This is a genomic window from Algoriphagus zhangzhouensis (genome assembly GCF_900148515.1).
Lineage (GTDB): Bacteria > Bacteroidota > Bacteroidia > Cytophagales > Cyclobacteriaceae > Algoriphagus > Algoriphagus zhangzhouensis.
Map to the genome: position 1 here is coordinate 120,213 of NZ_FRXN01000004.1, position 12,638 is coordinate 132,850.

Consider the following 12,638-nt stretch of genomic DNA (forward strand, 5'->3'; position numbering starts at 1 on the left):
AACTATTTAGTCCTATTAGCTGTAGACTCACTTTCTCTATAATCTTCCAATAGAGCACTTAATTCGGTTATCTTCTCTGGAAATTTTTCAAACAAATTATCTCTTTGCTCTGGATCTTCTTTCATATTGAAGAGAAGGCCAGGGGTGTGAAAATCAGTATATCCAGTCAATTCTTTAAAAGATTCAGGCATTGGTCTGAGTCCTCCAGTAGAATCATTGATGTAAAGCCAATCACCTTTTCTAATCCCCCAGATTTTTGCATTGGTATTGTGGATGGTAGCTTCCCTAAGGGGTGAATGATAGTCCTTTCCTGTAAATACGGCCGTAAAATCATAGCTATCTGGAGCTGCTTTTTCTGGCATTTCTATCCCGATGATATTGGCAATGGTAGCCATCACATCAATTTGAGAAATCAATTCATTAGAAACGGATTCTTCTTGAATGTGTCCTGGCCATTTGACGATGAATGGTACATGATGTCCTCCTTCCCAAACGTCCCTTTTTAAACCTCGAAAATCACCCATGCTGAAGTGATCAAATTTTTCTGCTCTTTCCCAGGCATAGTGCTCTGGGCCATTATCCGCACTGAAGATCACGATGGTGTTTTCTTCCAGTCCATTTTCTTTGAGTGCAGCCAATACTTCTCCAATCACCCAGTCTGTTTGGACCATAAAGTCTCCATAGGGACCTGCTTGTGACTTTCCGTCAAATTCATCATTCGGAATAATTGGTGCATGCGGCGAAGGTAAAGCGAAGTATAAAAAGAAGGGCTTGTTCTTATCTTGGGCTTTGATCCATTCTTCGGTCTTCTTTGCCAAAGTTGGTAGTACCTCATAGGGATTCCAGTCTTTAACTTTTGGGCCTGGACGGAATTCCCAACTTCCTTCTTTCACTTCAAAACCGATATTATTTATGTCCATAGTTTCAGATGGTGCTTGGATAATCCGGTCGTTTTCTACCCATGCATAGGGAGGGAAATTGATGGTTCCATCTCCGAAATAATAGTCAAAACCTCTGTCCAAAGGTCCTCCAGATACAGGCTGGTTCCAATCAATATCTTCAGGGAGATAATACTTGGTCATTTTTCCCCATTGCTCGACTTCGGCGGTTGGTTGGTTTTGGAATTCCCAGTTCCAGCCTAAATGCCATTTGCCAATGCAAGCAGTCGAATACCCTTCAGCCTGTAATAGCTGGGGTAAAGTGATGTCGGTTTCTGCGAAAAAGGGTTTCCCAAAAGCCCCGACAATTCCGAATTGCCTCCTCCAGTGATAGGTTCCTGTCAATAAGGCATAGCGACTCGGGGAGCATATTCCTGAAGAACTATGGGCATCTGTGAACCGCATTCCCTCTTTGGCCAACTTGTCAAGATTTGGGGTAGGGATTTTTGAGTTTGGATTTTGAATAGCCAAATCTCCATAACCCATGTCATCGGCATAAATGATAACGATATTGGGTGGATTGGACGATTCTTTTGAACAGGCAGAAATTGCAAGAAGTATGGAAAGAAATGCAAAGATGCTTGACTTGGGAAACGAAAGGGCTTGCATGTTTTATGATTTTTGGAATCGAGTCTTGCAATTAGTCCAATTACCCTAAAAATTCAAATCATTAGTTTACAAACGGACTTTATTCATTTGCTTATTGCCGATTTTTATTCCACGGCAATCGGGCAATTCCCATTCTCATGAAGCATCGGTCAATAATGGAGGTGAAGATTAACCCCACACAAAGAATGATCGGAATTACCAATGCATTATTGATTCCGAAGGAATATAGAATCAGGAAAATTGCTAACAAAAGGCCGAGTGTCATCCTAAACTGGCGGTCTATTGACCATCCTTTGATTTGCACAGGCTGCTGGATACTATCCATGTGATTTTCCAAAATCTTTACTTTGGAAAAACCATCTGCAATCAATTGAGATCCTACTCCTGTAGCACGATTTCCACTTTGACAGACTAAGTAAATATTTATATTTTCAAAAGAGGAGAAAAATGACTTTTGATAATTGCTTGAAGGGATATTCAGTGCACCTGGAATGTGATATTCTATAAATTCTCCGGGCTCTCTGACATCAATAATTACTGCCGTTTTATTGATCAATTGAGATTGAGCTTCATGATTACTTATCCGATCCATAATTTAAAATCCAACTATAAAATTTATTCACTATAAAATAAGTAAATATAGTTTCGGATAAAAATTTAGGTCATGATTATCAAGGTTTAAATAGCTTGACAAGCCAGATAAAGCTGGTAAAGTATAAGAGTCTTTGGGCTAACCCTTGATGATTTTTGAATAAGCCGAAGGAGATTGAAAATCCCAGTACCAAGATAAGAAAGATGAGATTGATCCATTTTTCTTTTTGACTGGGAGAAAAATATAGCTGAAACAGGATTCCTATTGTAAATGCAACCCCTGCGACTTGAGCTAAAAATGAATGAATTTTTGATTCGGAAAGTGAATAGTGATCACTTGGGAAAAATGGACGTGTGGAAAAGACTCCAGTAAGTGCAACCCCTATAGCATATATCAAAATTGGAAACTTTGGCCATGTCAAGCCAGAACTTATAATTCCAAAAGCGAGGGTAAATCCAAAGGTTAAAAAACCAATTTGCATGATTAACCTATAGGGATAGCCTTGCGAACCTAAATCACTGATGGTATTTCTGGTCCAATTGTAATTGCATGTGGAAAAAATATCTGCTACTACAATGGCCAAAATGAAAAATTCCACTGCAAAGAGATTGTAGTGATTCTTGAAAAACTCCATAATCCTCGAAATATCAACTCTCTCAAAATTTAAAAAACAGTGAGAATGTAATGTTTCGGTTAAATTAAGGATTAGTTGTGGTTTTAGCCTATTGCAGTGGAATTTGATTCAAAGCCACCCACATCCACTTTGACTAAAAACACATTTCCACTTTGAGGGAATTGTTTTAGTTGATCGGGGCTAAGATTTTCCTGAGCAGTTGTGATTAGAAGTTGATCCAGATTTGGGCCACCAAAAGCACATGAAGTCACATGAGGTACAGGGAGCTCAATTTTATCCAGAAGTTCTCCGGATTTAGGATTCCAACGGTAGACTCCAGAACCTCCATATTGGGCAATCCAAAGCATTCCTTCCTGATCAATACACATGCCGTCAGGACTTCCTAGCTCTTTGGGTACCTGAATGACAATTCTATTGAAAGTGATAGCACCTGTTTCCGAATCGAAATCAAATTCTTGTACTTGCTGGGTCGGAGTATCAATAAAATAGAAAGTCCATTGATCCTCAGTCCAAGCCATTCCGTTGGAAATGGTCAGGTTGCCGAGCTTCTTTTCTACACTTAGGTCTTCAGAAATACAATACAAAGAACCAGCCCCTTCTGTAAACAAAGTGCTTAAGGTTCCAATCCAGATTCTTCCCTTCGGATCTACTTTTCCATCATTGAATCGGTGTAGAGGGAATTCCTGTTCCAATTCCAGCAATTTTTCCTGCTTTCCAGTTTCCAGATCAAATCGAATCAAGCTTCGGTCTAATCCCAAAATCAATTCATTTCCCTTTCCCTCCAATGCAACCGCCAATCTCCCGGGGAATTTGAAAGTTTTCACCTCTTGGGAAGGAAATGTCATTTGAAATAATTTCCCATTTTCAATGTCTACCCAGAAAAAGGATTGATGCTTGGCAATCCAAATGGGGCCTTCCCCAAGGAAGCATTGAGATGGGAAAGTTGTAAGGTTATAAGGTTGCAAAGCGGAATGGTTTATAATTTTTTTTTGTAAGAAATTCGTAGATGAACCTTCGAGGTTTCAAAAACTACTAGTATAGACGTATTTCGTATTTCTCATTTCATAAATCATTGATGCCAATATTGGCCAATCTTTTTCTTTAGAAAAGCAACGCTTCGTTCTAATTGATCCATCCCATCTACCCCGTCTTCAATACTGATCCATGAGTCAAAACCGACTCTTTTGAGCTCCGTGAAAATCGCATCATAATCATTCATCCCTTTTCCGATTTCGCCATGACTAAGTCGCTTTGCATATCCTTGTGCACCTCCTTCTTCTTTGCGAAGGTCTTCGATGGTTCCATATTTCAAAAACCTGTCGCTAGCATGCATGGTGACTACTCTTTCAGACACATCATACAACAAGTCCAAAGGGTCTTCTCCTGCCAAAAAGGTATTGCTGGGATCATAGTTTACCCCAAAATTCGGATGATGGATGCTATTAACTAACTGAGTGAAAATGGCTCTTTTCTGAGCAAATTCAGGGTATTCCCAAAAGTCATCTTTGTAATGATTTTCGATGATCAAAGTGATCCCAAGCGATTGGGCATAGGGAAGGCAAGCCTCAATGCATTCTTTAGCTAATTGAATCCCCTCCTCTACCGAAAGTTCAGGTCTGTACTGACCGGAAAGAACCCGGCAATAGGAGCCTCCCAAAACATCGGTCATTTCGATCCATCGCTTCTGTTTTTCGATTTCTTTTTCCCTGAATTTTTTGTCACGATGCGTGAAATCAGGAGAACAGCACATCATGGGAATGACCATGCCTTCATCTTCTACCATTCGGCGAAAAAGAGGCCAGTTCTTTTCGTCTTCCATTTCTAAAAATCCGGCGTACCACTCCAATCCTTCGATTTCAAGAGGGGCTGCGAGTTTGATCCATTCGGAAATTTTCATACTTCCGTCTTTGCAGAGTGCCTGCATAAATGCTTTGGGAAAAGCTGCGAGTTTCGGCATTGTTTTTAGTTTATGGTACTAGTGTCTTTAGGGGCATTTCTGCCAATCATAGGGTGCTGCTCGAGATCTACGACTTGACCGCTGATAGGGCCACTTTCATCTGAAAGCCAATATACCGCTGCAGCGGCAATCTCTTCTGGCCAAAGAATTCTCCCAGATGGAGCATACATGGCCGGGAGTTTTTCATACCAGGTTTCGGAAAGTCCATGTAGTTTTTTTCTTTCTCTTTCCCGCTCAGTCAAAACCCAGCCTGGATTGATCTGATTGACGCGGACTCCATAGTCTCGCATCAAAGCATCACCCAGATTTCGAGTCATGGTCATCAATCCACCTTTGGAAATGCTATATCCAAGCAAATTAGGTTCTCCGCTATAGGCGTTGACAGAGCCAATATTGAGTACACATCCTCTTGATTTTTGCAATTCTTCCAATCCAGCTTGGATCAAAAGGAAAGGTGCAATTGTGTTGACGTCTATTACCTTTTGGAGTAAGTATTTATCTGTAGTTTGAATGTCCGAAGAAACTACCCAAGCGGCATTGTTGACGATTGCGTCTAATTTTCCAAAGCTTTTTTTGGCAAGAGAAACCAATCTGTCAGCACAACCATCAGCAGAAATATCCTCGGCATGGAAAACAGCATTTGCATCTCCAATTTCTGCCAAAACTTCCTTGCCCAGATTTTCTTCCAATCCGGTTAAAACGACTTTGGCTCCTTCGCGAACGCATCGCTTGGCAATGGCCTTTCCAATCCCTGTTGTGCTCCCGGTGACGATGATGACTTTATCTTCGAGTCTCATCTTTAGACAGGTTTCAAAACTGATTTCACTACATCTCCATGATGCATTTTTTCAAATGCTTCTTTCCATTCCGTAATGGGCCACACGCCACCAATAATAGGTTTGACATTCAAAGCTCCAGAGGTCAGAAGAGCCAATACTCTTTCCCAAATCGGCCAATTGTGGCTAAAGCTCCCCTGAAGTCTTACATTTTTTTGGACGATTGGGTCTATAGAAAAATTCAAAGGTTTTGGTCCCCAGCCTACCTTGGTGATTTGACCATTTGGTCGAACCAGTTTCATGGCCATTTGGAGGGTGGCGCTAACTCCGGCAGCATCAATAATCAGGTCTGCGCCCATACCGTCCCGTTTTCTAGCCCAGGTTTCTGCGGCAGCTTCTCCGACGAGTGGATCACAGCCATAGGCTTGTTGGGCTATTCCCAATCTGCCCTTATCTGCTTCAAGACCAACTATTCCGACTTCGGCTCCACAGATTTTTGCCACTGCTGCACAAAGGATTCCAATTGTTCCAGGGCCTATTACAATTACGCGGTCACCGGGTTTGATGGAGGAATTTCCGACCACTGCATTGTAGGCAACACAGCAAGGTTCTGTCAGGCAAGCTTCCTCAAATGACAAAGTCTCAGGAACACTGTGTAGACATCTTGCTGGAACACGCACAAATCGTGTCATGGCGCCATTTACTCCATAGCCGAATCCTTTTCGGGTTGGATCCAGGTTATAAAGCCCCACTTTGCTCATGGGGTTCATCGGATCAATGATGGCGGCGGTTTCACTCACCACTCTGTCGCCTACTTTCCAAGAGGAAACATTGGAGCCCAAGGAGGCAATTTTACCACCAAATTCATGTCCCAAAACCACTGGATAATTGACAGGCCAGCTATGGTCAGAGGTCCATTGGTGGAGATCCGATCCGCAGACACCTACATTTTCTACTTCCAATAAAATATCATCGGGACCAATTTCCGGAACCGAGATTTCGCGTATTTCTACAGAATATTTTTCCTCTGAAAAATTTACAACTGCTGCTGATTTAGACATGAATTAGGATTTGGATGGGATTACTGTTTCTTGGCTGTGAATCGCTTCACAAATCATGCGGAGGGAACTTTCCAGATCTCCGCTTGCGGTCTTGAAAGAATCTGCATCAATGGTAAGTGGAGCTCCCAAAACCACCAAAGGAGCTCCATATTGTGGGCATTGAATAGCCTGCTCAAGGGATAGTCCGCCTACCGCCTGAACTGGAATGTCAACAGCCGCAACAACATCTCTTAATTGATCAAGAGGGCTTGGCATTCTGTGACCTGCAGCCGCAATTCCTCTTCTTTCATCGTATCCGATGTGGTGGATGACATAGTCACATCCTAGATCTTCTAAAAATTTTGCGCCAGCGACCATGTCTGGACAGACCATATTGTCACCCATTACTTTGGCGCCGAAGTCTTTTCCAGCCTGGACTACACATTTGATGGTCTCAGCATGTGCTCTGGCCATCACCACGACATGAGTCGCTCCGGCTTTTGCCATCATTTCGGCTTCTAGGTAGCCCCCATCCATGGTTTTTAGATCAGCTACGATTGGAACACCTGGAAAGGCCTCCCTTAATTTTCGGACTCCATGGAGGCCTTCTGCAAGAATTAATGGGGTTCCCGCCTCTAGCCAATCCACTCCGGCCCGCATTGCCATTGCGGCAGTTTCGAGTGCCTCGTCAATATTGGTAAGGTCAAGGGATATTTGTACAATAGGTTTCATCTTTGGGTTAAATTTTAAAAGTAATACCTTGAAATACAGGTTTTGGACTAAGCTTTTTAAGATAAGGATTTTCAGATTGTGAACTTTCAGGCACTTTCTGTTTCCCGTAATTTTTTACTTGAATCCGCTTTAAAAAATCACTAATCTGTAGTTTGTTAAACCCCTTCCTCATGCGAAATCTCCTCTATTTGGCAGTAGCTGTTCTCTTTTTTCAATGTCAACAAGAAACTGAATCCCCTGAGGCTTCTACTTTGGAAGCTCAGAGTTTTTCTGATATAAAAATTACAGATTCTTTTTGGCGACCCAAATTGGAAAAGGTGGCTAATTCTGCCCTTCCGGCTTCCGTTTTTCAAACTGAAGAAAACACGGGGCGGATTCGAAATTTTGAAAAGGCAGCTCGAAAAGCAGGAGAGGAGCATGAAGGGATTTATTATGATGACAGTGATGTCTACAAAGCTTTGGAAGCCATCGCTTATTCATTGCAAAACATTCCAAATGCAGAGCTTGAGGCCAAGGCCGATGAATGGATTTCAAAAATCGCCGCCGCCCAGGAGCCGGATGGTTATATCAATACCTACTATTCATTGAAAGGTCTGGATGGACGCTGGAAGGATATGGAAAAGCATGAAGCTTATTGCGCAGGCCATTTGATGGAGGCTGGAGTTGCTTATTATCAAGCAACAGGAAAGGAGACACTTTTGAATGTAGCTACCAAAATGGCAGATCATATTGATCAGGAGTTTCGTCAAGCCAATAAACCTTGGGTTTCTGGTCATGAAGAGATTGAGTTGGCTTTGGTGAAGTTCTACAAGGTGACTGGGGAGCAGAAGTATTTGGATTTGGCGGATTGGTTTTTGGATCAGCGGGGTAGAGGTTATGGAAAAGGTGCGATTTGGGATAAGGAGGAATGGGGGCCTGCTTATGCGCAGGATGCAGTGCCAGTAAAAGAGCAAAAAGAAATTACTGGGCATGCTGTGAGAGCCATGTATCTGTATACCGGAGCGGCTGATGTGGCTGTAGCAAAAAAGGATACAGGATACATGCAGGCCATGAAAACGGTCTGGGAGGATGTGGTCTATAGAAATATGTATGTGACTGGTGGTATAGGCTCTTCAGGGAGTAATGAAGGATTTTCAGTCGATTATGAACTTCCAAACGAACATGCTTACAGTGAAACGTGTGCTTCTGTGGGCATGGTTTTTTGGAACCAGCGAATGAACCTCATCGAGGGACAAGCCCAATACATTGATGTGTTGGAAAGGAGCTTGTACAATGCTGCTTTAGATGGATTGAGTTTGACTGGAGATCATTTTTTCTACGGAAATCCACTGGCTTCGAGTGGTCAGCATAGCCGAAGAGAATGGTTCGGAACAGCTTGTTGTCCTTCCAATATTTCAAGATTGGTAGCCTCAGTGGGAGATTATATTTATGCAAAAAATAATACCGGGATTTGGGTCAATCTATTTATCGGAAATCAAACTTCATTCAATTTGGGAGGAGTAAATATCCCTGTGGAAATGAAAACTAATTTCCCTTGGGAGGGAGAAGTTTCGATTGAGCTTTCTCCCGAAAAAACCAAAGAGTTTGGTGTGCATTTGAGGATTCCGGGTTGGTTGAGAGAAGAACCAGTTCCTGGAGAGCTTTACTCTTTTGTCTCTAATGAAGAAGATCAGTTTTCTATTTTGGTAAATGGTGAAAAAGCGATTTACACCATAGAAAATGGCTACGCTTTGATTCAAAGAGAATGGAAAAAGGGAGATAAAATCACCTATTCCATGCCTTTGGAAGTGCGAGAATTGAAATCCAGGCCTGAGGTCTTGGCCAATACCAACAGGGTAGCCATCCAAAGAGGTCCATTGGTTTATTGCGTGGAAGGTGCGGATAATGATGGTAAAGTATTAGATATGGAAATAGTTACCAACGCTGGATTCGAAGTGAAGGATTATGAGGTGTTGGATGAGAATGTGAAAGCAATCGAGTTTTCAGCTTTTGAAAATGGAAGTGAAAAGAAGGCCTTGGCTATTCCATATTACACTTGGGCAAACCGAGGTCAGAATGAAATGGAAGTTTGGATCAAAAAGGCTGAAAAGTAAAAAACCTCAAAGCAATGCCTTGAGGTTTCGGGGTTGGTTGTTAGGTGGTTGTTTTTACTGCAATCTGGCCTGAATCTCTTGAATCAAACCTTCATATTTCTTTAGGATTCTTGACCAATCCTGGAATTTCTCATCGTCCTTGACAGTAACCTGATTTCTACCGTCCAAATAGGCTTCTTGGCTGATCAATTTTACTGCATAAGCTAATTGATCTGAATTTCCACCGCTACTCACTATCACTCGGGTACGAATAATACTGGAAGCAAAGTTTTCTACTTGCCAAGAAGTAGTTAGATAACCTGTATTGTAATCTACAGTCTCTAATATATCAAAATATCTTGTAACGATCGAAGAAAGGATTCTCCAAGCTTCTTCAGAAGTATGAGCGGAGTTTACTGGAACAGTAATTCTAACATTCGCCAAATCTGAAGATACAGAGGAAGTATAGGCCTCATCAACTGCCATTTCTATGAAGTCAGTTGTCGGCGGTTCCTGCATATTCGCTTGGTTGTAATAGTTCTTGGTATATCGAACAAAACCATCTTTCATCACACGAACTTCAACACTTCCATTGGATGGGACCTTCAAGTCATAGTTTCCGGTTCCTACAGTTTTACCACCGATTTCGATGATGGCATCACTAGGGTTGGTGGTGATTTTGACCAATCTATCAGAAAGGACTGCTTGCTCTCTTACAGGAGGCTCTGGATCGGTATCAGGCTTGTTACAAAATACTTTGGTGTATTCCACATAACCGTCTTTATTTACAGTGACAGTAACGCAATCTCCTAAAGGAACATTGACATCCTGATTTCCTTTTCCTAAAGAAACACCATTGGCCATAACATTTCCGTCTGCAGGAAGAACTTCCAAACGAACTTGTCTATCCTTCAATTCGAAATAGTCTTTCGCAGGAGGAGTTTCTCGATCTGGAGAATTGTAATAGGTTTTTGTTTGGGGTGCAAAACCAGCTTTTTTTACTTCTACAGTGTGGAATCTATCTTTTTCAATGATAAGGTAGATTGCCTTTTTTCCAATACTTCTACCATCAACTAGGATATCGGCATCATAAGGTTCAGCAGAGATTTCTACTCTCCTGGCATCTAAAGAAACTCTTTGGTCCTTGTCCCATTTCAGGTCTTTGTTGTATTCCTTGACAACTGGCTGGAAACCTGGTTTTGTAACTTTGATTCTGTTTCTTGAGTTTTTGTCCAATTTGTACTCAATGGCCCCAGTTCCTAATTCCTGTTTGTCGGAATCATCATAGTCATTGAGAAGGATAAATTTGGCATCAGAGTGGTTTGCGGTGATTGTGAGTTTTTGGGCCTGAGCAGAAAAGACAAAAAGTCCCAGGACCAAAAAGGTCAGTAAAGATTTAAAATACATAGATATAAGGTTGGCGATTGATACTCGCAAATAATTCAATTCGCATTATTTATGCAACCAATTCTATGAATGATTTGTACAAAAGTGCCCCTGTTATCCCCAATTTTTCCTTAAAAAGTTCAACCAATTACCATGCATCACCTTGGAGATATCTGAATCGTTATAACCTCTAGCTTTCAGAAGCTCAGGGATTTTCTGTAAATCACTGATGGTTTCCAAGTCCCAAGGACACTGCTCACGGCCAAATGCCCCATCCAAATCCGAGCCAATTCCAATATGATTTGCATTTCCAGCAATTTGACAGATATGATCCAAATGATCTAAAACAGTGGCAATTTTTACATCTCTTTCCTTTGGAGTGGATTTTCCTCTTTCCCAATTTGAGCTAAGCATCCAGGCGTCAAAAGCACCCCCGATGACGGCGCCTCTATCAATCAATGCTTTGATCATGTCATCAGAAAACTGGCGATTGTGATTGACCAAAGAGCGGCAGTTATTATGACTAGCCCAAACAGGTCCTCTATAAATGTCCAAAGCATCCCAAAAAGCCAAATCACACAAATGAGTGGCGTCCAGTATGATTCCCAACTCATCCATTTTCTTGACCAGTTCCTTTCCCAGGGTATTTAACGGTGCAGAAGTATCCGTCCCATGAGCATATCGACCTGGTCCATAGTGAGCCGGTCCCAAAGCTCGAAGGCCACTTTCGTAGGCTTTTTCTAGATAATCTAGGTTTACGATGGAATCCGCTCCTTCAAGAGATAAAATGAAACCAACAGGTTTTGAGCTATTGTCTTGACCATCGTTCCAAAGTGCCAAATGCTGCTCTAAGTCTGATCCGTTTTTAATTTGAGCCATCTCACCTTTGTCAACCATAGCCTGATACCAAGCAAATTGACCTTGAGTCTGTGCCCAGGCTTGCTCTGGTGAATGCCATCCGGGAAGGGAATTTTCCGGTGCTACATATCGGGCAATTTGAGTTGCGACCACCAAGCCGATATTTCCTTTTCGAAGCTCGGGAAGAGAAACCACTGCCTTGGCTCGATCAGGTTTATCTGTCAAGCCTTCTTCTCTCGCGTTGATTTCCGAGACAGGTTTGGTTAAATCACGGTTCCACTCAAGCGCATTCATGCTCAAGTCCAAATGGGCGTCGATGGTAAACATGGCTAAAAACTTTGGATGATAAAGACGGTTGGGATTTTATGCAAATCGATTTTTGATTTCTTCCATTCTTGAATGGTTTTGGTCTGAATCAATTCATCTTTCGCAGTGATATTTTTTGCGATGCAAAGCTTGGTTTGGGGGGTCAAACTTTGGATCACATCTTGAAGCAATTGGTTGTTTCGGAAAGGAGTTTCCATAAAAATCTGTGCTCTTTTTTCTCGGAGCGATTCAGCTTCCAGTTTTCTCAATTCCTGCGCTCTTTCCTTCTTATCGATGGGAATATATCCATGGAAAGCAAAAGATTGTCCTGAAAAACCGGATCCCATCAATGCCATAAACATCGAGCTAGGTCCTGACAGTGGGACTACTTGAATTCCCCGTGAATGGGCATGCGCCACAGCCAAAGCTCCAGGATCCGCAATTCCCGGGCATCCTGCTTCTGAGATAATGCCGACATCTGCTCCTTTCAAAAGTGGTTGAATCAATCGGTTGATGGCTTCGGGTGGAGTGTTTTTGTCCAAAATCTCCATATGGACTTCTTCCAAATTGACTCCCAGTTTTAGGCTGGAGATATAACGTCTGGTAGTTCTCATGTTTTCTACCAGAAAAATTTTGGTGTTTTTGATGACCTCGCGAACCTGAGGAGTGATCACATCATCCGCAGTATTTTCGGCTAGGACATTGGGTATTAAGAAAAGCTTTCCTTGTGGCATTTTA

The 12,638-nt window shown here is 42.1% G+C and carries 12 protein-coding genes; 1 reads left to right on the top strand and 11 read right to left on the bottom strand.

All coding sequences use genetic code 11. The features are described 5' to 3' along the window. Positions 1-2: 2 nt before the first annotated feature. From BUF13_RS14695 to BUF13_RS14730, 8 genes are all read right to left on the bottom strand, one after another. Positions 3-1,547, bottom strand: a complete 1,545-nt coding sequence (locus BUF13_RS14695; RefSeq protein ID WP_073572585.1) for a sulfatase family protein — start codon at positions 1,545-1,547, stop codon at positions 3-5. 91 nt (positions 1,548-1,638) lie between these two features. Continuing rightward, positions 1,639-2,139: a rhodanese-like domain-containing protein gene (locus BUF13_RS14700; protein WP_073572586.1), complete on the bottom strand. Its 501-nt coding sequence runs from the start codon at positions 2,137-2,139 to the stop codon at positions 1,639-1,641. A 79-nt stretch (positions 2,140-2,218) separates the two neighbouring features. After that, positions 2,219-2,773 (bottom strand): DUF998 domain-containing protein, encoded by a 555-nt coding sequence (locus BUF13_RS14705; protein ID WP_073572587.1) that lies wholly within the window; start codon positions 2,771-2,773, stop codon positions 2,219-2,221. Positions 2,774-2,856: 83 nt separating this feature from the next. After that, positions 2,857-3,738 (bottom strand): SMP-30/gluconolactonase/LRE family protein, encoded by an 882-nt coding sequence (locus BUF13_RS14710; protein WP_073572588.1) that lies wholly within the window; start codon positions 3,736-3,738, stop codon positions 2,857-2,859. Positions 3,739-3,842: 104 nt separating this feature from the next. Beyond that, positions 3,843-4,730 (bottom strand): sugar phosphate isomerase/epimerase family protein, encoded by an 888-nt coding sequence (locus BUF13_RS14715; RefSeq protein WP_073572589.1) that lies wholly within the window; start codon positions 4,728-4,730, stop codon positions 3,843-3,845. A gap of 5 nt (positions 4,731-4,735) precedes the next feature. Next, positions 4,736-5,527 (bottom strand): SDR family oxidoreductase, encoded by a 792-nt coding sequence (locus BUF13_RS14720; protein WP_073572590.1) that lies wholly within the window; start codon positions 5,525-5,527, stop codon positions 4,736-4,738. A 2-nt stretch (positions 5,528-5,529) separates the two neighbouring features. After that, positions 5,530-6,567 (bottom strand): zinc-binding dehydrogenase, encoded by a 1,038-nt coding sequence (locus BUF13_RS14725; RefSeq protein WP_073572591.1) that lies wholly within the window; start codon positions 6,565-6,567, stop codon positions 5,530-5,532. Positions 6,568-6,570: 3 nt separating this feature from the next. Continuing rightward, the gene (locus tag BUF13_RS14730) at positions 6,571-7,278 is read right to left on the bottom strand and encodes an orotidine 5'-phosphate decarboxylase / HUMPS family protein (RefSeq protein ID WP_073572592.1); all 708 of its coding nucleotides are present in this window, start codon (positions 7,276-7,278) and stop codon (positions 6,571-6,573) included. Positions 7,279-7,448: 170 nt separating this feature from the next. Between BUF13_RS14730 and BUF13_RS14735 the strand changes: the two genes are divergently transcribed. After that, positions 7,449-9,371: a glycoside hydrolase family 127 protein gene (locus BUF13_RS14735; protein ID WP_073572593.1), complete on the top strand. Its 1,923-nt coding sequence runs from the start codon at positions 7,449-7,451 to the stop codon at positions 9,369-9,371. 54 nt (positions 9,372-9,425) lie between these two features. Here BUF13_RS14735 and BUF13_RS14740 read toward each other — a convergent pair whose 3' ends face one another. From BUF13_RS14740 to BUF13_RS14750, 3 genes are all read right to left on the bottom strand, one after another. Beyond that, positions 9,426-10,757, bottom strand: coding sequence for a PEGA domain-containing protein (locus tag BUF13_RS14740; RefSeq protein WP_073572594.1), 1,332 nt, complete (start codon positions 10,755-10,757; stop codon positions 9,426-9,428). A gap of 93 nt (positions 10,758-10,850) precedes the next feature. Further along, on the bottom strand, positions 10,851-11,921 hold the full coding sequence (locus BUF13_RS14745) for a dipeptidase (protein ID WP_073572595.1): 1,071 nt from the start codon (positions 11,919-11,921) through the stop codon (positions 10,851-10,853). A gap of 2 nt (positions 11,922-11,923) precedes the next feature. Then, positions 11,924-12,634, bottom strand: coding sequence for an SAM-dependent methyltransferase (locus tag BUF13_RS14750; RefSeq protein WP_073572857.1), 711 nt, complete (start codon positions 12,632-12,634; stop codon positions 11,924-11,926). Positions 12,635-12,638 lie beyond the last annotated feature (4 nt).